Here is a 21,795-nt window from a genome sequence, read left to right on the forward strand (position 1 = left end):
TTTCTGTAGAATATGCTTTAAGTTTTAAATATTACGTTTAAAGATTCTACCTAATCCTTAGCTGGATGAAGAATAAACTTGCCCTTGAAGCCTTTGCAAACGCCATTTTCTTGGCTGTAAATTTCTTCGCCGCGAAGCAAAGTTCTTACCACCTGGCAGCCAATAGTGCGACCAACGTATGGGCTGAACTTGTTTCGATACTCAAGGTCTTCAGCTTTAAGAACATAAGGAGCGTTTGGCTTAATGAATGCAAGATCTGCGTCGTAACCCAAACGTATGCTTCCTTTTCCTTTCAGATCGAAGCGTTTTGCAGAATTGCTAGAATTCAATGCCACAAATTGAGTTAATGACATTCCGCGCTTTTGCACAGCTTCATCAAAGAACACGTCAACATCGTTTTGAACGCTACCAATACCACCCCAAGCTGTGAAAGCATCATCAGTTTGCTTCAAACTCAAAGGAGCTGGCGAATGGTCGGAAACAATGAAGTTAATAGAACCGTCAAAAACCTTTTCCCACAAGCCATTCTGGTTTTCCTTGTCACGAATTGGCGGAGTGCACTTAGCGATATTTCCAATCTCGTCAAGCTCAGAAGTGTCGAAATACAGGTAATGGTTGCAAGTTTCGCAGCTTACGTCAACGCCATTCTTACGAGCGTCAGCAACAGCTTGAGCACCTTCTGGTGAAGAAACATGAACAATATGAATTCTGCATCCAGTTTCTTTAGCAAAAAGGCAAGCGCGCTCAATAGCTTCAACTTCAGTGAAAACAGGTCTGGTTGCTACGAACTCAGAAAGCTTTCTAGCTCCCATTTGATGAGCTTTCTTTCCAAGCTGGTCTGTAATAGGAGCGTTTTCGCAATGCATAATCAAAATTTTGCCGGTTTTTGCAATCTGCTGCATACCTGTGTACAAGGAGTAATCGTCGCAATTGTATAAATCAACTTGCAAATCCTTGTCGCCTGTAGTTCCAAGGAATGCTTTGTAATTAACGACACCCTGCTTATCTTGCTCGCATATTCCGCCATTGAGGTTTTGTGGTTCCAAGCCACCAGTTTGACCAACATCAACCTTGAGCTTTCCGTCGGCTTCTTTAAGCACTGCTTCAAATGACTTTCCATCAGTAGTAGCAGGAATCTGATTGCAAGGCATTTGCAGCATTGTAGTAATACCGCCTTTTGCGCCGGCAGAAGTTGCTGTTACAAAACCTTCCCAATCGTCGCGAACGCCGCCGCCTGGAGCGTTAATATGAACGTGAGAATCAACTTTTCCAGGAACAACTATTAAATCAGTTGCATCAATAGTTTTATCGGCTGTAAAGTTGCTTCCAAAAGCGGCAAACTTGCCGTCTTTAATTGCTATATCGGCTTTGGTGGCTTCATTATCGAATACAACCAAACCGTTTGTGATTACTACATTGTAGTTCATATTATTTCCTTTCTTTAGCCATTGTTGGCTGAAAAACTTTTGATAGTAATATTTGACACACGAAGCCTACAGCGCATCCCACAATCCATGAGATTTGAGTAAGTGGTGAAAGTAGAGGAATTATCTGCCCGGAAAGAGCAAATAAAAGCCCAAGTATCGTAGAAGTATAAGATATCCAGTTAGTTCCAGAATAAGCAGATTTTGACGAGCTATTTGTATCGTAATAAATTTGATCAAGATCAATATGCGTGCGCTTTACTACGTAATAGTCGGCAAGTAGAACACCTGCAATAGGGCCTAAAAGCATGCCAATAAGATTCAAGAAGCCTGTAATATTAGCCATAAACTTCCACGGCATTAACACAGTGCTTACAAGAGCTGCAATAACTACGCCACGCTTATAATTTACAAATCGCGGAGCTAAAGCAGTTAGCTGGTATGCTGCAGGAACAATATTGCCAGTAGCATTTGTACAAACTGTAGTAAGTAGAAGCAACCCAGTAGCTATTGCAATTGCAGGAAGACTATCCCACTTGTTTATGATAACAAGAACATCTGTAATGGTTTCATGGTAAAAAAGCGATCCGCCCACTAAAATAACTACGCTTGTAAAGGCAAAAAGCGCGTAACTTAGCAAGAAGCTAGCAATTTGACCTTTTAGTTGAGCCATAGTTGACTTTGCATTTTGCGTAAAATCAGCAATAGAAACGGCAGGAGCAGCCCAAACGCCCAGTACAGAATTTACAACCATCATCATGAAAAGCCCAAGACCGCAATTAGTTGGCGCTTGAACAGTAGCATGATATTGCATGATTGCAGATAATCCACCAGCACAGCTAATAGCCCATACGCTCATGCAACCAAAAACAACGTAAATAAGTGGGCTTAATACTACAGTTAGCTTATTAAGAGTCTTTCCTCCACCTAAGCCAATCGCCAAATTAAGCAACCAAAATATTGCGAAGGAGATAATAATAGGTATGTGCGAACCTACAAATGGTATTTTGCTTCCAAGCGTAAGAAACTCAGGGCAAATTTTGCCAACTAGAATCTCTAAAGCTTTCGCGCCTATATATGTTTGAATGCCATACCAGCATATTGCAGCAACTACTCCCCTAAGGAATCCTGGTAGTTGAGCGCCTGCTTTTCCGTATGTTGCGCGCAAATGCATAGAAAACGGTATGCCGTATTTGGAACCTACAACACCGTTAGCAACCATGACAATTGCTGTAAGAATTGCGCCAAGCATGATACCAATCATTACGTAAATTGGAGAGTATCCCATTAAAAGGAATGCGCCAACTGCAGCATAATTAGGAATATTGTGTACAGACTGCATCCACAAAGTGCAGAAATTAAGAGCGCTCATTGTGCGTTTTTCTTGCGGCTTTGGCAGTAAATCTTCGTTAGTGTAGCCGCGCTCGCGGTAACATTCCAAGTTTTTACTAGCTACTGGCTCGTCTTGTAGCAGTTTACTAATTTGCATGCGCACCTCCTTACTTTTCTTGTTTGTAAATTTGATTCTTTTTTGTGTTTTGTGTTTTGAGTTTTTTGAAAGTAATAATCGCAACTTTGCTCAAAAATAAAAAAGATACGAAAGGATATCGTACCCGTGGTGGTGCGCCCCTTCGTATCAGCCTCTTATTCGTGAATAAGCGTTGTACTCTCATTCGATATTCACTTTTCTTCGCTGCGATTAATTAAGCAGTGAAGTTTGCATCGTATATGCCTTTTACGTCCTTCCTAAATTTCTATTTCTTTTTGGTTTTCGTTTGGTTTTCGTTTGGTTTTCGTTTGGTTTCCGTTATCTTTTAGTTGGTTTTCGTTAGTCCTCATAAGCCAAACTATGCAGAGCATCTCGTAAAAGCTTTACTCCGTGAACAGCGTCTTGTGGATCTGTGTACTCTTCTGGAGCGTGACTAATACCATCTTTTGAAGGAACGAAAATCATTCCGGATTTTACAAACGGAGCAAAAATTTGCGTATCTTGACCAGCACCTGAATGCATGACTCTGTACGCATAACCTTGCTTATTAGCTTGATCTTTCAAAAGATTAATAATATCGTTGCTAAGTGGTGTAGGATCGTCAGACATCCACTTATCAATCTGCGCTGTAATGCCATAAGACTTGGCAGTTTCGTGAATGTCCTCGTCGAGTTCCTGCAAGAATTTATCAAGAAAAGCTTTATCTGTATGACGGCAGTTCATTGAAAAAGTAACTTCTCCAGGAACAATATTTACTTGATTTGGAACTACGCTGATTCTACCGAAAGTAAGTACCAGTGGGTCGCCTGCTTGCTTAGCTTTGTCAAGATTCTTGGCGATTATATGAGACATGCAATCTACTGCATCGTGCCTGTAGGACATCATTGTTGTGCCAGCGTGATTTTGTACGCCTTTAAGATGAATATCCCAACGATGCTGACCAGCAATGCTAGTGATAATACCTAAATCTTCGTGATTGCTGTAAAGCGTTGGTCCCTGCTCAATGTGTAGCTCAATCCAGGCTTCAAGATTTGCGAACTTAGGTTGAGTTGTTTGATAATTGAACCCAGCTTCACGCATTGCTGTTTCGAAAGGAACACCTTCACTGTCGCAAATATTTTCTACGTCCTCTTTTTTGGCTAGTCCGAAGAAATTCTTTGAACCCCAGAATACGTATGGGAAACGTGAGCCTTCCTCTTCTGCTAAGCAGATAATGCGAAGACTTTTCTTTGGCTTTCCATATCTAGTAAGTAAATTCTTAATTGCTAAATATGCTGCAACTATTCCAAGTTGACCGTCAAAACGACCTCCTCTTGAAACTGTGTCAATATGCGATCCACAAGCTATTATGCTTTCTGGCTTTTCGCATCCTTCAACAGTTGCAATTAGGTTTCCAACTTGGTCGAATTCTACAGTCATACCGAGTTTTTCAAATCGTTGACGAAGAGCAAAAAGAGCCTGTTTCCAAGATTTTGTGTAAAGAGGTCGAGTAACTCCTTGTTCTCCTGGTTTTTCTGTGAATCCTGCAAGCCAGCTTATGGCTGATTCTATAGTTTCAGCACTTATGCTGCTATTAATCATCTGCAGTATTCCTCCTCACTTGTGCAAGTTTCCCCAAAAGTGACATTCAGGCGGATATTTTTTGGTTTTGGTTTTGGTTGTTTAGTTTTTTTTTAATTGTTTAGTTGATACTCGTGTAATTGCTACTACTTTGTGGCAACGCAAGATATCACGAAAATCGTGATAGAAAGAAATCACTTACTGTAATTGCTCCCTACGCATGTCTTAACAAAACAGGTTCAAAGGGTGTTTCTCAACTGTTTCCAGTACCCCTGCAATTTTCACTTGTACTCGGATGAGTATAGCACGATATTAAATGAACTCAAAATGAACATTATCATGTGTGTTTCTGTGAAGAAATGATTGGTTGGTTGACTGATTGGTTGACTGCTATGAGATATTGCTTCCATTTGTGGTTGCATGTGTGTTCGGCTGCGAAAAATTTTCATATGAAGGTTAGCAAATAAAAAATAGCCAGATAACAAAAAACGCAGTGCTTCTACACTGCGAACATATTGTGGGTGATATAGGAATCGAACCTATGACCCCTTCCGTGTGAAGGAAGTGCGCTAGCCGCTGCGCCAATCACCCAAAATTTTTTAATTATGCGTGAAAGGCAATCCTTTCGAGTGGGCGATACAAGGTTCGAACTTGTGACCCCTTCCGTGTCAGGGAAGTGCGCTACCACTGCGCCAACCGCCCAGGTTGTTAATTAAGCTTGAAGCTTAATCGAGGTGGGTACGAGAGTCGAACTCATCTATACGGCTTTGCAGGCCGCTGCCTAACCGCTTGGCTAACCCACCGTAAGGTCGAATAACTCATCGGACCTAGAGCGGACAACGGGACTCGAACCCGCGGTCTCAACCTTGGCAAGGTTGCGCTTTACCAACTAAGCTATGTCCGCAATGCAACTTTACTGAACAATGTCAGCGCCGAAGCACGAGTAACTACTATACCCGAAATATTCTCAAATGCAAGCCTTCGCCTATTTGGCGTGTCGTTTTGTGGTGTTTGCGCGTGTTGGTTGGAAGTTTGTTATGCGTATGGTATTGGAGCATTTGCGAGCGCAAGTGTTACTTTCCCAGTTTGTTAGCTGAGTTTTTAACAGTGTTTGGGTGATTACAGTTACTTTCTCCGATACTTTACTAAGTTTTTAACAGTGTTTGGATTGTGGCTTATAGACCAGAGTATTCACAAGATTATCTTTACGGACTCTTTCTGATTACCCTACATTTTTAAATTAAATAATTTAGTAAATAAGATTATATATGATACAATGATGGAACAAATGGATTGGGAGTACTCGGTCAGCGAAAGCTTTAGGTGTTATGCCTAGAGCTTTTTGCTTTTTATTCTCGCTCAATCAATAAGGTTCCTTTTCTGGATAGACTTTTACGCCATAACCTTTAATTTCTCCATGTCATGCTTCCCAACTCTCATATTTTGTATTCACCAAAATAGTAAATACTGCAAAATATTATACCTGTAACATAAATTGTACTAATAATTTTTTATGGAAAAAATAAGTATAAATATAGAAGATGTAGTTTATTTCAGTCGTTTTTTTATTTATATCTTGTATCAAAATTGTTGCGTTAAGGAAACAGTTTTGATACGCGCTTATTGCGTATGATAAATCTAGCTAAACAATAACAAGAATATGGGTGACTCTTTGCGTATAAGGAAGGCGCCCATATATATGATAGAACCGAATTGAGAGCTGGGGCTCCCCCTACCCTTGACCCTTCACGGGGTAGGTTTGGGGGAATGACCAGCTCTTTTGTAATAGTTAATTTTCCTGTTTTAGCCTGACATAATAGGCTACTTTATTTTTTCTTACTGTTGCCTGTTAAGCCAGCGATGCCAGTGGCTAGAGTGAATCTAATACTAGTGAATGGTACTACTTGCAGGATAGCGTTTGTTGCAGCTTTAATAACGCATATTGACGGAATAACGACTAATGCTCTTGCTTTGCTTATAATCGTGTGGAAAGATTGAGGACTAGGGGTTCTAGCCAGCACAATTGGTTGGAACCCTCGTTTTAATATAATATTTATTCATCTTCGTCGTAGTCTGCAGAATGTTGGCGACGCGGAATCCCTAGTTTATCTGCCATTTCGTTATATGAATCAAGATAGTCATCGTCAATAAGATTGTATGCTTCAATAATAAGTTTGCGAGGAGTATTTTGGTGTTCCCATGCAAAGCTTAAGTAATCTGCTAACGCTTCATAAGGCTCTCCTGCGCATGTAGCATTACTAGCAGCTTCTTTGCAAAGTTTATCCATGTATGGCTCAGCATAAGGTCGAAGTTTCTCAACCATGTCATAACAAATTTCATCATGTTCATCAGCTTTTGACTCCTCTCTTATCTTCTACAACTGTGAACGCAGTATTAACACGCACACTTTTTCTTTTCTTCATTCAACCTTTGAAGAAAATATTGAAAATGGTACTCCTCAGACTAATGTTCCAGTCTTAAAAGCTGGTTGTCGAGGATCACACGCGCATTAAGATCACCCCATAGGTGAAAAAGACGATTCCAGTCAACCTAGATGGCTATAACTTCTAGGAATCACACACATATTCAGAAAGGATCTAAAGTGCCATGGCGCGTCATTGTCAAGAGGATGAAAAGGAAAACCGCCCTTGCGTCACGGCTTTGCTAGGCTATCACTATACATATCGAATGTAAACACATTTGCATAAATCTTTGTGTAGAACAACTGACTTTGTTAGTTTTACGAAGTCAGTCCTCGCTTGCATTGAAAGCGCACTGTGCTTTCGACTTTGAGCACGCTCGGCATTCTAAAGTGCTTTCGCGTGCTTTGCAGGAGCTTGAAATCAATGGGATTGCAAGCTCCCAAATCAGCCGCTACGAAGCCGTGAGGAATAATCGCTCAAGCAGGTCGTATAGTGTTTGAGATTTATATGTTGTGTTTTACAGTAATTGTTAAAGTGTTCGCACTTTATTACGCTCGCTATAAGACACGCATTGCCTTCGCGAGCTATGCTTTAACTATTCAGTTATGTCATAGCGCTCAGCAATGCGTGAAAGACCATACTCACAATTATTGACGTCACTTATAAAATATTCGCAATTATTGGCGTCATAATTACTTCAATGGTCGCACTATATGTCATAAAGAAAGGCAAGTAGCGGATTGCATGGAGCGTAGCTAGCCCCTACGCTCTGTGCTTTCCTTTAGTATATCATAGAAAATGTAGAAATGAAATTTTTTAATAAAAACCCTTATGGTGTTGATATCACCCCGCGTATGTGGGAAAGACTACTACTGCAACCGCACTTGCTGCATGTGTAGGGGATCACCCCCGCGTATGCGGGAAAGACCTTGTGTACTCTACTAGCAGAAGTAAACAGTGAGGATCACCCCCGCGTATGCGGGAAAGACGCTACTATCGTGCATTCGTTTCCTTTACTATTTTTTCTTATCTTCAATTGGATTATTGTTTTCATCGAGTCGTAGGATACGTTGCCCGAGTTCACTGTGTGGTTTGCAATGGAGCAAGTCATAGATCCAAGCCGCAAATCCAAATATCAACATTGCAATGAATAGTATTATGCTGATTACCATTATTGTGCCCATCATGAGCTGTTCCTTTCTTTCTGTTTATTGATGCTCTTCTTATTGTACTCTTCGATGCTTTTATTTACTGTATCTTGCCATTGTTTTAGCGCGTGCGATGTCCAACACCAAGGATTAGGATCACCCCCGCGTATGCGGGAAAGACTGATACGCTACTTCTCATCGCACGCAATGTTTAGGATCACCCCCGCGTATGCGGGAAAGACCTAGCGTTATTTTTAGTAGTGTTCGCAATATTAGGATCACCCCCGCGTATGCGGGAAAGACGCGGCTGTGAGTTCACCCCACATCGAGCCGGTGGGATCACCCCCGCGTATGCGGGAAAGACATCGTTTGCAAGGTGTGAAAAAAGGTGACATTGGGATCACCCCCGCGTATGCGGGAAAGACTTTTCTAATATCAGTGGTGTTAATATTTTTCCAGGATCACCCCCGCGTATGCGGGAAAGACGAATTTACAAATATTGCTATTTTGTAGAAGATGGGATCACCCCCGCGTATGCGGGAAAGACTACGCGATTACTTAAAAAAACACTTGCGTTTTGGGATCACCCCCGCGTATGCGGGAAAGACCTACTAAAGTGTGCGCGCCTGAAGCAAAGGCTAGGATCACCCCCGCGTATGCGGGAAAGACACTCTTTATCTTCTACATAATGTAATAGAAAAGGGATCACCCCCGCGTATGCGGGAAAGACTGTTTGGGGTGAACCGTTGTGGTTGTGGGACTAGGATCACCCCCGCGTATGCGGGAAAGACAATTAAAACAGTATAATGATGTTGATACAGAAAGGATCACCCCCGCGTATGCGGGAAAGACCTGAAACTTACGGATCTTTTAAGGGAAATAACAGGATCACCCCCGCGTATGCGGGAAAGACGTTGCTGTTTGACCTTGCACACGGTTAATCATGGGATCACCCCCGCGTATGCGGGAAAGACCATTCTCGCAACAAGGGTGCATATGTCCATAAAGGATCACCCCCGCGTATGCGGGAAAGACGCCATTTCTAAAGCCAAAATTAACCGGTACCCAGGATCACCCCCGCGTATGCGGGAAAGACTACTATTGGCATGTGCATGTTGTTTACTGCTTGGGATCACCCCCGCGTATGCGGGAAAGACTGTTTAACGCGTGCCCAGGAACCTCGAATATCGGGATCACCCCCGCGTATGCGGGAAAGACTTGTTTTTGTTTGGTTTGCGGACTAGGAGACTGGGATCACCCCCGCGTATGCGGGAAAGACTGCTGTCTGTTCGTGGTTTGGAAAACTCTTTAAGGATCACCCCCGCGTATGCGGGAAAGACCAGCTTTCAACCCAATTGGTGTACTCAGCTACAGGATCACCCCCGCGTATGCGGGAAAGACCTTTTGCATAATGCGCGCATGAAACACAAAGCGGGATCACCCCCGCGTATGCGGGAAAGACAGGGGACGGTGTTGGTGCCGTCCCCTTTGTTGGGGATCACCCCCGCGTATGCGGGAAAGACGCATAATCCTTTGTGTGCTTTGCATCCTTTGCAGGATCACCCCCGCGTATGCGGGAAAGACTGTCTTTCTGTGACTGTTCGTCTAGCACTTTGAGGATCACCCCCGCGTATGCGGGAAAGACACTTAAAAATCCTAATAAAATGGCCATTTCTATAACAGAAACAGTCAAATCTCATTTACTTTTCAAATTCAAACTATCACATAGAGTAGTACAATAGTGCTTTATTTTTATGAAATAAATTTTAACAATCCTTTCAAGTGAAAAACAAGACGCGCCGTTAGCCTAGCATCTATGAGAGCTCTATGAGGAACTGACTCAGAAATGTTGTACTCCTGAAGAACCGTCTTCAACTGATAATTTTTCAAAAATCTCCTATCATGCTTCACAAAACGTGAAATATCAATAACTTTATTAATAGAAAAAGCGCTGCTGAACTTCTCACCTAATGAGAATAAAGCCGAATTAAAAAAACCAATATCAAACGATACGTTATATCCTAATAGTGGTAATTTCCCTATAAAATCGATAAATTCTTTTAATGCTAAGTCTAAACTTACGCCATTAGACTCAAGCATGTCGCACGTAATACCAGTTAACTCGGTAATTTCATTGGGAATTATATTATTTTTTCTACAAATATTATTGTTGCAATCATTAATATTTATTAAAGTCTGAAATTCTTCAATTCTTCCATCTATAAACTTGACAGCCCCAATTTCAATAATTTTATCAACTTTGCTATCTAAACCTGTAGTTTCACAATCTAACACAACAAATTTTTTACTTGTTTTGCCTATATAATCTTTCCAATAGTCATTACAAGTAATTTCTTCATCATTCACGGACAATATCGTAGATTGCATAGAATTATCAGAACTTACAGAACTAATATTTTCATTTACTAAATCATTTTCAATTAAATTAGAAGAAGTATTAATATTTTTTCTACTACTATCATTTGAAAATTTCCTTGCATTATGAAACTTAGCAGCATCGCTAAATCCATGTTTAATATCGTTTTCTAATGTATCAACTGTTGGAATACGTACCAGAGGTAATCCATCCGAATAAACCACCTCACGATGCGAATGTATAGTCTTAAAATCATAGCCAATTTCATTTCTGGAAGAAAAACTCATTGTTACAGCACCATTTCCAACACTGTCTTCTATACGCTTCCATAATTCCTCTCGAACTTTACTATTGAAATTGCCGACGTAAACGCCTGTAGCGATTTCTTGCATCCACTTGGTTAAATCACCTCTTAAAGATAATGGGCAATTAGTCATCGTAATCACAGTTAACGGCATATCAATTCACCTCACTGTAATTTACGCCAGAAGCTACTAGAAGTTCCTTATCGTCCCAAAGATGTATTACATCAACAGTAATTTGGTTGTCAATCGGGATTTCAAGAAGATTTTGTATATCATTAACGATACGAGACATTATGTTGCAATTTGCGAAGCAATCGCGCATCTTCAAACGCATTAACTGTTCAATGTCATCGTTGGATTCACACCGAGCGGCAATTTCAAAAGATGCAGGAATAGTTAATTCAGCTTTATATAAGTCTGCAATATCGTATACAAGAGAAAGATCATGTCCAGTATGCACGAAACCTAATCCAGGTGCTAAACCTAAGGCAGATATTACGCTATGAACTAAACCGTAAAGACATACGTTGCCTACAGACAATGCTTGATTAACGACAGTACCACTTTCAAAATCATCGACTTTATAATCGCGACCATTCCATTGGACATTGTATTTATTAGACATCTCCCTATATATGCTTCTTACGCGAGCTCCTTCTCGACCTCTTAATTGTTGCATAGTATATGAGGATACATCTTCATTAGGGAAACGCATTTGATACATTTTTCTTGCAACGCTCAATCTTGATCTACTATTAGTAACAAGTTTTGCCTGTTTTTCCAACAATCTTGAGCTCCTTGACAATGCTCTACTATGAGCATAATTGCGAACACCATGCTCGCCAACCCAAACTATGCTTGCGCCAACATCTCCAAGTAATTCCATAGCTCTATGAGTAATCTCAGTGCCAGGTCCTAAAAGTAAAACGCCAATCATTGCAGCGGGAACTCTCACAGTTCCGTTTGCATCAAAGACTGTAATAGCACTATCAAGACGATTGATTTTTGCATGCTCTATGTATATAAAGCTTACTCTATCACTTATGCGCGGAAGCTCTTGAATTTCAGCCTTCTTAGCACCACACTTCTTCTTCATACTCCTACAGCCTTTGACACAAAAGATTCATTAACTCAAGCTATTCCAATGGAATAACAGTCATCATTCCGAAACCATATGCTTTCTTTTTACCGATACCGTCTAGTAAAGTTTTACGCATAACATCCTCATCACTAATTGTTAAAACGCCTTGATAAACAGCTTTACTCAAACGAATAGGTTTTTTTGACTTTGTGAATAAGCTATACCCGCGCTCAACAATAGTAAATTCACTTTCATTCAATGAAAAACCTAATTTTTGCGCACGATTAAGCAAAAAATTCATCTGCTGATCATAAGTAACATGTGGTACTACCCTACCTCTAGTAGTGCGAGTTTCAGAAGTATCAGAAATAGAAACAACAGGATTAAGAGTTACTCTAAATTGCATTTTCATACCATTTTTTAAAGACGACAAGAACTTATCATAATTCTTGCTTGAAGCTGTTCCAGCAACTCCATACATCTCTAAACGTTGTAAATTAGGTTCTGAATCACTCACTATAAGTAAGTAATGTTTCCCATTCAAAGAATCTATTCTCCACAATTTTCTGCTTCGCTCATGATTTATCCATTCATCTGGAAAACTTTGTTCAACCCAGTTATGAAAAGCTCCTACAGATTTAAGATCTAGCTGCGATTTAGGTTTTTTATAATCAATTTCAACTCTACTCAAATAAGACATTTAATCCTCCAATCCAGAAAAAGCATCATGCTCAAAACTAAAAGTTTCAGAATCTTTTAGATGTTCACTATCTGATTTGCTGCTTTCTGAATCCGAATTATTGTGCGAAATCTTCTCAATAGGAATTTCCATTTTTGACTCGTATCGAAATCCAAATTTTCTTTCCTTATTTGAGAAAGAATTAACGTAATCCTTTCGTAGCTTACGAACATACGACTGAATTTTATAAGTATAAGTATTATCTTTAGCTAATTCGCATTCTGCTTTATCTACTAAATCTGAATCAGCATATAAAGATATAAATCCTGCATTACATGATTCATTAGAAGATTGCGAGAGCATAGATAATTTAGAAACTTGTACTTGGTTTTTACCTGCTTTTCTTGCAAGCCACTTATACTTTAATGATGCTTGAATTACTCCGCAATCTTCTACGCCTAAAATAAAATCAGCTGTAGGAGGCAGCGATCTTCTACCCAAACTAGATTGAAAATATGGCGAGCGCAAAACATCGTTAATGCTATCGATAAGTTTCTCATTATCGGATCCTATTGCAACTAAGAATATGGCATCTTCTAGATAGTAACGATTTGTAACGTAATTTTTTTCAAAGTCACCGTTAGACTTATATTTTGCAGCAATATGATAATCTCTAAGCAAATTTCCTTGCTGATCTATTCGTACTGCAAAGTCTAAATCATTAAGCTTTGCAATCTCTTCATCACAATCTGCGCTTCTTCTATATCCAAAAGCTGCAGCAATCATGCCTACTACCGCACTTTTAGATGGATAGTAGTCTGTGTGACGAGTTTCAAAATGAGAATCTGTACCCCATGATTGCAAAGGTCCAGCGAACTTCAGTAATAAACTTTTCATAAGCTTCCTAACTGTTAAACACTAAACATCAACCAATAAGTGTTATTTATTAAGAAATTTACTGAAGCAATTCGGAGACTTTGGAAGAAAAATCATCCAATAATTGCTGCATACTTTGCTCTTCCACTCCTAATTTAATCTCCTCATTTGAAGAATCCGTTGTCACATAGAATGATGCAAGCGGCTTATGAACAAATTTTTGAACTTTCTCGTATTCTTGAGATAGTTTCTCAATAGATTTTGAAACATATCCGTCTTTTGCTTTTACTGGATCTTCAAATGCGCTAACTAAATTCACTGGTCTGTCATCTCTCAAAGTTACTACAAGCATTTGCGGCAAAGTTTGATTCGCAAAAGTATTTGCTTTTCCAATAGGCATAGCATTAGCGAAAGCTTCAATAAAAAGTTTAAGAGCATTAATTGTAGATTCTTTGTTATCACTCAACTGATGACTAAATTCATGTATTGCAACATTTGCATAACGATACAGTGTTGAAGAATTATATTCTATTGTGCCCAGCATCCCAGCTCCAGCATTATCATCCGCAGATAAATCATCAACAGCAGTATAGTAATCAAATTCAGCACGAACAGCGTGAGTGGAAATTGCGTGAGCAACTTGAGAAGAAGCATCCTCATTAAGCGATGGATCGTCTGCAAGCATGCGACCAAATAAAGCAATATCAATAGGTGGATTATCTTTCAAGATTTCTTGCAGTTGCTTCTTGTCAGTAACATTATTGATTGCTGCTTGCGCTAGAGAATTTGCTTGAGTCTCTCCTAAGAAGAATAAAGCTTTTGCTGTAGGAACTATTTCATCATTATCTTTTTTAGTTTTAACGCCAGCATTATTTAACGTTTTATTTGCTAAATCTAATGCTTCTTGCTCAGATAATTCTGGTTTTAATGCAATAACTTTATCTGCAACGTACTTAACAATGTTTTTGCTTCGTATTCCAACATTAGAATCTCCGCTGTGTTCTTTGAAATATTCGCGCATTGAGTGCTTCCAGCATTGAGAGCTTACTCTAGCTCTAGTTACACCGCCATATTGAGCAGTTTTTGGACTACCTGCATCATCGCGATTAATATTGCATGGTGGAACAGCTTGGATTGCTTGAATATCTAAGAATAAATGAGTGTTCATTGTTTTGCCTTTCTAAATTTTAGTTAATTGTTTAATAACGTTGTTTTTGAAATATGTAATTTTTAAAATATGTGATATTGCTAAAAAGTTATTGCTACTTGCTTAAGCGATAATATTCTTGCGCCCAGGAAAGTCTTACTTTTTCTGAATCTTCAAACTGAAGCAAATATAAATCGCCTGCTAGTTTAGAATAATCAATCGCTTGTTGATTTTCTTTTGTTCTGCTTTTTAGTAGTCGAACTAGTTGACGAAGGTAATAGTAAAAACTTTCGTAATCGCTTGCAGTAATCATAACACTAAAGCGTCTATCCATCGCTCCACGCACACCTTCGTCACTTCTTAGTGCTCTTAAAGCTGTTCCCATATTGTTATAAGATTTTTCATTTTCTGAATCTTCAGATTTGTTCAAATCCTTATAACTTGATTTTTCTACACTACCTTGTTCATACAATGCGTATATTTGCAAAGTATTTATAACAGATCGCATTTGATAGCTAACTTCACCATATTTATTGATAAAGCTTTCTGGAACATTGCTTAGTATCCATGGCCATATTTCTACAGACTGACTTAATGGCTTACCAATTGTGTGACGCAGTTGAGCAAGCATAGCTCGCCTTGATGCAATATCTGAGCCATTCAAAAATTGATTGATAATTTTTCTAACAGCATTAGATACTTCAACAGATTTGCTTTGATTTTCAGCCATAATAGCCTCCTTTCTATGTCTTTATTTTTTTGATAATTTTTTTAAGCGACTAGTAAAAATGCTGTAAGCCGTAACTATATTTTTTGTAGTTTCTTTCTCACTTTGCATAGCAGACCTACCTGTAAAATCACGCAATGTAGCATTTTCCAACATGCCTTTTGCTTCATTTATAAGTATGCTATGCAAAGTATTTCTCCATTGAGTACATCGTTCATTCATTAAATCTTTTGGTTTAATATTTGCTAACCATTGTCTAAACGGCTTATCGACTAAGAAATAAATATGACTAATACACTTATCAGCATATTTAGTTGCATCATCTTTATTTCTATTACGTATTTCACATATGTCTAGAAGAAATTGCCTGTAAATAAATCCTATGGCAGATCTTGTATACTCGACTTCATTGTTAATTCTGCCCACCCATCCGTTGTCAGAATTATCAGTTACTACAACTTCATCAATATGCAGAGTATCGCATATTTCATCTGTAGGAACCCAAGATGTAGCATTACCATCATCTTTCATACTCACAGCCTGTAATGAAATAGAAGAACCTTCAATATCTTTACTAATTTTGTTTAACCATTCCATAATGCATGGTTTGTGATTTTTTAGGATCCCATCATCTGATTCTTGCAATGTAAGTAACCCAAATGATCTCCACATAGATTCTTCTACTTTATGCTTCCTTGGAGTGTATTTGTCCTTGTTTTCACGTTCCTTGTTGTACTGCCATACTGTCATTGGCTCAATAAAAGCATTTTGATGATTAATATCAGGAAGTTTCACTATAGAAACCGATATTGGCTTATCAATGCTAATATCAGGATTTATATATATTGCTCTACTCCATCGAGTGTAAAGTTGAGAAATATTGTCAATAAATGTTTCATAAAACGAATTTTCAATATTTTCCGCTCCTGAATATTCCCAACATGGTTTTTGTTTTTTCTCAGGAGATTGCATTTCGCCAACAAGTACACAGTTGAGCATAAGAGTTTCAAATAGGTTTTCGCCTTCTATGTAAATGCCACCAAGGTCAAAAAGCCATCCTTTAGAAGCTTTATATTTTTCCGTACCAAAAATGGTCTTATCTGCCAATCCAACGTATGACTGTAACACAATAATCCATCTTGCTAATTGTGCTTCAGTAAGTGACGATTTGTTGTTATCAACATTATCTTTTGGAGAAAATACAGCTATTTTATTGTTACTTTCAGAAATCAATCGATTTATATTTTTACCAGATATCTCACTAGGAGATTTGCCACCAAGCTTTTTACTATCTATATCTTGTTTAAGTACTTGCAAAAATGGATACTTGTCATCAAAAAGGTAGAAACGATCATGCCATTGTTCTAAATATTTGAAAACTGCGTCTGGAAACTTTTTTGAATTCCAAACTTCGCGCCAAATATTCATTGTTTCTTTATTGAAATAATATTCATCATCTTCACCTGAATCAAATTCACGAGAATTTCCATGAATATCGTACCTAGAAAAAACAGTATGAAGCACAGCAAGCAAAATGCGAAGCAATGCAAAATCCTGTGTTTTCATATCTCCCGCAAGAGCTTTATATTCTGATGCATGATTAAACACGTCTGTAATTGATACGAGTTTATTGTGGCCTTTTTCGTCTACAATGACGGAAATCCAAGGCTCATCTAATAAATTAAATCTGCTCACCCTTTATTCCTTTCTGTCTTCTTCTGAACTCTTAATACACACAATACCACTTTTCTCAGAATACGCAACTCTGTATTTCGATAATTCGCAAATATTATTTTCATCGAATAGAAGCACCAAAGAACCTCGCAACCAAGGCTGATTATCCCAGTCTTTGAATTGCTTTTGTTTTCGTATTCTTTCCAGCTCTGCAATTGTTTCATCAACACGATTGCTGTTTAGTGTAAACATCCACGGCAATCCTACTGTTTCTTGAGCAAGTTTTATTGCAACTTCCGCATCATCAATATTTTGTGAAATATCTTCACAATCATGGAAAGTTCCATAACCAAACCCAACTTTTTTCACAGCAATAACTTCTATAGATTCACCACTATTGCGAACTTGAGCACATGCAAATTCATCAGATTCATTTGTAATTGGATTCTTCAACAAGCCGACAATAGATCTTTCACCAATTTCTGATTCTGGATTTTCAATTCTATATGTTTTTGCAGCACTTTCATTACTATTTCTTACTGAATCATGTTCTCTTTTTGCAACAGCATACACATCTTTCAAATCTTCTTGTAACTCTAAAGGATTATCGCCATAAACTATTTGCACTAATCGAGAAATATCTTTAGGCATGTTTATAACATCTGGCAAATAGTATTGGGTTCTCATAAGTAAATATTTGCTGTAAATAGACTCTGAACCTTTATCAAATTCATAACGATCGTTGGTTCCCAACACATATAAAATTGGCTCTGTGAAATTTTCTGGGCGTTCTATCGTATGCCTGTGTAATCTACCAGCACGCTGAAGTAATAAATCTATAGGAGCAAGATCAGTAAACAAAACATCAAAATCAATATCAAGTGACTGTTCTAATACTTGCGTACCAATAATTATTGCACAAGCAGGTCTATGAGCATTCTTGCCAATCATATTACAAATCTGCTGTTCTTTTCTAACTCTATCAGTAGCAATAAATTGCGAATGAACAAGTATAACTTCGTCATCACTAAATTCATCAACGCAAGCATTATAAATTTCTTGCGCTCTCTTAACGGTGTTTACTATAATTCCAGCAATACCGCCATTATTTAACAAAGATTTAAGCTTACTAACAAGCGATTCATGTAAGTTATCGTCTGTTATTTTTCTTACAGAAATAGATTTATTATCACTTTTATCATTTTCAATAAATTTTTGTTTTACACAGTTTTTATCACTGTATGTAATTAAAGGATAACCATTTGTTTCAAAATCAACATTAGACTTATTGCATTCACTCCATTTAAATCCCAACCCGCGCAGCAGATAAGATTTTATAAGTTCTTTTCTACGCTTTGCAGGTAAGGTGGCAGAAAGCAACACTACAGGAACACCATATGCTGCCATCCAAATAAGAGATTCTTCAAGATACTTATTCATATAAGCGTCATATGCGTGCACTTCGTCAATAATTACAACTTTTTTACTTAAACCCAAATGACGAAGCATAAGATGTTTTTGTTTTAGAGAAGCTAACAAAAATTGATCTACTGTACCAACTACAAAATCATCCAACATTGCGGTTTTTCGCCCCGTAAACCAATCATTAAGTATTACTCCATTGTTATTTGCATCGTTATTACTTGAAGTACTTTCACAACCATCATTCATATTTTGCATTCCACGAGGCAAATGGGCATAATCTGCATTCAGTTCAGCTTTACCATGAACTAAACGTAAACCAATTTCGCCCTGAAAATCACTATTCACACTTTTAAGCCAATTCTCAACTCGCCTAAACATTCCGTTAGAAGTGGCTTGAGTAGGAAGACCAAAGAACACTCCGCTTCTTCCAGTTAGATTTGCCAATTGCTCAGCAGCAATTAAAGAAGCTTCTGTTTTACCTGAACCCATTGCCGATTCAAGAATAAAAATTCCAGGCTCTTTAGATTGAGAAATTACGTCGTACAACGCTATCTGAACATCATTTGGCAAAAAACCAAAATGATGCTTATATAGTTCTGAAACACTGCTACAACAATTTAATGATTCCCATACGTCTTTAGAACCATGCTGTAACCACTTTTCCCAGCCTTTTTTATATCTTTCTTCCTGATTCTCAATCAAATCTTTCTCTATTGGAATAAGCGGAAAATAGTTTTCATTACTAGCAATCCAATCAGCCATAATTACTAATCCGCACAACAAAACTTGCGCAGGTTCACTTATTTCAGGAAGATCATTCACATTAGAAAAATCATTCCTTTCTAAAGCCCAGCCTAAAATATCATTCTGCAATTTTTGCCATAATTTACTATTTTCACTCTCAGATTCACTTTGATAATAATGATCAATATATTTAGACATATTATTTTTATAAACAGAATCATCATCTAAAGGCCTACCATGATGAGCGCCAACGATTGCACAAATTCCTTCAGGAACTCCAGCCTTAGAAAGAATAGCTTGACCTGTTATAGTGTGATGACTACTTGAGCAATCTGTTGCCTTAAGAATAAAATCATCGATATTTGTAAAACCAACAGTAGCTAACTTATTTTTTAACGCAATATCTAAATCTTCTGAATTTGAATACGATTTTCGAAACTGAAAAACGGGAGTAGCCTTACCAATATCATGTATGCATCCTAAAAATTGAGATAATTTTTTTGCATCAACATGTTTACTTAATGAGAATTCAATTAATCTTCGCTGACCATCACTAAGCCAATGATCCCATAATTGACCAATAACATTTCCAGTATCTTCAAGGTGTTGAGCAAGAGGAAGCCATTGCATAGTACCATTGACTTCTCTCTTTTTACCCCATAATGCAGGATTAATAATATGATTACAATTCATACCTACTATCCCCTTAATCCACAATGATTACTAAATAATGGTAAATATACTCTCAATAAGAGCTTTAAGAAAGATTGTGTTGCATATTCGTTACTAAACTAATTGGGCTTCAAACGTATTGCATGCATTTGAAGCCCAAATAATTGCCTCGCCAATGCGAGAAAGACGATAGAACACGAAACACAGAAGGATCACACCCGCGCATGCGGGAAGCTCTATCAAAAGCGATTATACATCAACAGCATTGTTATTGTGATTCCTTTAATCTAGATCTTGTACGCATTCGGTTAATCCGTTTGTAGTATAAATTTAAAATTGTTCAAAGTGGTATAACTCTTACAAAAGTAAAGCAGATGTAGATGTTTAATGCTTAAGAAGAGTATCATTCACAAAAATAGATATAACGCAAGTGTATCAAAATTGTTGCGTTAAGGAAACAGTTTTGATACGCGGGTGTGTGATGTCTTTAAATATTTTGCGGTTAGATTAAAGCAATTTTCTGAATAAAATTTCCAGTTTGTTAGTTTATTGTATGTTGTTACACATAAGAATCTAAGCTTATTTGTCTCATTATTGAATAGATTTGTAACATACGTGAGAGCAGCTTTCTTATTAATACATTTCCATACGTAAAATGCTATACGAAATTGGTAAGAACTTAATATATCTTCGGATTTTGAAATGTATTTAATTTTTGCCGCATAAATTTTTTCAATATCTTCTAAATGTTTAAGGCTAATGAATTGTGTTATAGACAAAAATTGTGTTTATTAATCAAATGTCTTGTTGTAAAAGGCAAAAAGTATGGGTAAGCATAATGACCCATACTTAAACTTAAATCTTTAGTTCTTATTAGACTTATATAGAGAGCAGATGATTGCGCAGCAGACATATTTGAGAAGAAGGAAGCTTTGGTAAAAAATCATTTTATGCGAAGTCTCATGAAATTATCTGGTAAGTACTCTTTTTATGCTGATTCGCGTTTTGTTGCAGATTCTATTGATATCTCAAGGTCTCATAGCTTTAAGAATTGCATTGTTACAACTGAATGTAAAGATGAAGAAAAATATATAATTGTAAAAAATGGTTATGGAAATATAATTTTTGAGACAAAAAATGTATTAACAGAAGCTAACAATGTATTAATGCCATTAGTAGGTAATAGACTAGAATATTTTTCTTACAAGCCCAAAACGTCTTCTAATAGCAGTTCTAGTTTGATTCAATTTAGTTTAAAGGTTGAGATGAATACTGTTAGCATTCCATGTGAAGATATAATTCCAAGAATTGTTTTGGATACAGAAACTACAGGTTTGGATCCTGAATATGATGAAATACTGCAGTTGTCTATAATTGATGGGAATGGCAATGTCTTATGGAATAAGCTATATAAACCAGAATATGTTACTCATTGGCCTCAAGCTGAAGCAATAAATCATATAAATCCTTTTGATGTTAGAAAATGTGAATGTATTACTAAAGATGTGGAGGCTATACAAAATATCATTAATAGAGCTAGAGAAATATGTGCATTCAATGCTAAGTTTGATTTGGCTTTTCTCGCTGAGATTGGTATACGCCTTAACAGGAACAAAGTTACTGATACTATGCGTGAATATGCCGAAACTTTCTATGGTTCAAAAACAATTGCGTTAAAATGGGCTGCCGAAGAGTGTAAATTTTCTTATAATGCGCATGATGCGTTAGAGGATTGTAAAGCTACGTTACATGTTCAAAATAAAGTTGATAAAAAACGTAAGCGCAATGTATTGATAAACAAAAAAATTGATTCAGAAAAATGTTTAACAGGGTATCTGCCATTTGAGGTTCACAGGATGCCACCTAGTAGTAATAAGAAATCTGATGAATTGAATTCCAAATCTTATGTACACTTTATGTTGACTTTAATGTTTGTTGCGATATGTCTTGTTTTTCTGTTCAATTCGTGCAATGACTATCATAATAAAGATTATTATTCAAATGCCATACCAACTACTAGTAATGTTTATCCTGCGAGATAATT

13 protein-coding genes, 4 tRNA genes, 1 CRISPR repeat array and 1 riboswitch are annotated in these 21,795 nt (G+C 37.6%); of the genes, 1 reads left to right on the plus strand and 16 read right to left on the minus strand.

Annotated features, from left to right (window positions below):
- Positions 1–50: 50 nt before the first annotated feature.
- The 16 genes from allB to HXT39_RS02820 form a co-directional block, all read right to left on the minus strand.
- The gene (allB, locus tag HXT39_RS02745) at positions 51–1,427 is read right to left on the minus strand and encodes an allantoinase AllB (protein ID WP_064621699.1); all 1,377 of its coding nucleotides are present in this window, start codon (positions 1,425–1,427) and stop codon (positions 51–53) included.
- A 1-nt stretch (position 1,428) separates the two neighbouring features.
- Positions 1,429–2,913 (minus strand): allantoin permease, encoded by a 1,485-nt coding sequence (gene allW / locus HXT39_RS02750; RefSeq protein ID WP_082915470.1) that lies wholly within the window; start codon positions 2,911–2,913, stop codon positions 1,429–1,431.
- Positions 2,914–3,252: 339 nt separating this feature from the next.
- Entirely contained in the window at positions 3,253–4,494 is a 1,242-nt protein-coding gene (locus tag HXT39_RS02755) for a hydantoinase/carbamoylase family amidase (RefSeq protein ID WP_103013869.1), read from the minus strand.
- Between the two features lie 173 nt (positions 4,495–4,667).
- Positions 4,668–4,757: riboswitch (TPP riboswitch) on the minus strand.
- Between the two features lie 234 nt (positions 4,758–4,991).
- Positions 4,992–5,064, minus strand: a tRNA-Val gene (locus HXT39_RS02760).
- Between the two features lie 39 nt (positions 5,065–5,103).
- Positions 5,104–5,175: transfer RNA gene (locus tag HXT39_RS02765), tRNA-Val, on the minus strand.
- A gap of 30 nt (positions 5,176–5,205) precedes the next feature.
- Positions 5,206–5,276: transfer RNA gene (locus tag HXT39_RS02770), tRNA-Cys, on the minus strand.
- Positions 5,277–5,304: 28 nt separating this feature from the next.
- Positions 5,305–5,377, minus strand: a tRNA-Gly gene (locus HXT39_RS02775).
- 1,149 nt (positions 5,378–6,526) lie between these two features.
- Positions 6,527–6,796, minus strand: a complete 270-nt coding sequence (locus tag HXT39_RS02780) for a hypothetical protein (protein ID WP_102703117.1) — start codon at positions 6,794–6,796, stop codon at positions 6,527–6,529.
- Between the two features lie 1,401 nt (positions 6,797–8,197).
- Positions 8,198–9,689: a CRISPR direct-repeat array (repeat unit 28 nt; unit sequence GGATCACCCCCGCGTATGCGGGAAAGAC).
- 107 nt (positions 9,690–9,796) lie between these two features.
- Positions 9,797–10,879: a type I-E CRISPR-associated endoribonuclease Cas2e gene (gene cas2e, locus HXT39_RS02785; protein ID WP_102703115.1), complete on the minus strand. Its 1,083-nt coding sequence runs from the start codon at positions 10,877–10,879 to the stop codon at positions 9,797–9,799.
- A 1-nt stretch (position 10,880) separates the two neighbouring features.
- Entirely contained in the window at positions 10,881–11,822 is a 942-nt protein-coding gene (gene cas1e / locus HXT39_RS02790; protein ID WP_102703114.1) for a type I-E CRISPR-associated endonuclease Cas1e, read from the minus strand.
- Positions 11,823–11,862: 40 nt separating this feature from the next.
- Entirely contained in the window at positions 11,863–12,507 is a 645-nt protein-coding gene (gene cas6e / locus HXT39_RS02795; protein ID WP_102703113.1) for a type I-E CRISPR-associated protein Cas6/Cse3/CasE, read from the minus strand.
- The gene (cas5e, locus tag HXT39_RS02800) at positions 12,508–13,383 is read right to left on the minus strand and encodes a type I-E CRISPR-associated protein Cas5/CasD (RefSeq protein WP_102703112.1); all 876 of its coding nucleotides are present in this window, start codon (positions 13,381–13,383) and stop codon (positions 12,508–12,510) included.
- A gap of 58 nt (positions 13,384–13,441) precedes the next feature.
- Positions 13,442–14,530 (minus strand): type I-E CRISPR-associated protein Cas7/Cse4/CasC, encoded by a 1,089-nt coding sequence (cas7e, locus tag HXT39_RS02805; protein WP_102703111.1) that lies wholly within the window; start codon positions 14,528–14,530, stop codon positions 13,442–13,444.
- A 94-nt stretch (positions 14,531–14,624) separates the two neighbouring features.
- Entirely contained in the window at positions 14,625–15,239 is a 615-nt protein-coding gene (casB, locus tag HXT39_RS02810; RefSeq protein WP_102703110.1) for a type I-E CRISPR-associated protein Cse2/CasB, read from the minus strand.
- Positions 15,240–15,260: 21 nt separating this feature from the next.
- Positions 15,261–16,931: a type I-E CRISPR-associated protein Cse1/CasA gene (casA, locus tag HXT39_RS02815; protein WP_102703109.1), complete on the minus strand. Its 1,671-nt coding sequence runs from the start codon at positions 16,929–16,931 to the stop codon at positions 15,261–15,263.
- Between the two features lie 3 nt (positions 16,932–16,934).
- Positions 16,935–19,772: a CRISPR-associated helicase/endonuclease Cas3 gene (locus HXT39_RS02820; protein WP_102703108.1), complete on the minus strand. Its 2,838-nt coding sequence runs from the start codon at positions 19,770–19,772 to the stop codon at positions 16,935–16,937.
- Between the two features lie 941 nt (positions 19,773–20,713).
- Between HXT39_RS02820 and HXT39_RS02825 the strand changes: the two genes are divergently transcribed.
- Positions 20,714–21,793, plus strand: coding sequence for a 3'-5' exonuclease (locus HXT39_RS02825; RefSeq protein ID WP_158245252.1), 1,080 nt, complete (start codon positions 20,714–20,716; stop codon positions 21,791–21,793).
- Positions 21,794–21,795: the final 2 nt, after the last annotated feature.

The organism is Gardnerella sp. DNF01159 (assembly GCF_049244215.1).
In the GTDB taxonomy this organism is placed as follows: Bacteria; Actinomycetota; Actinomycetes; order Actinomycetales; family Bifidobacteriaceae; genus Bifidobacterium; species Bifidobacterium swidsinskii.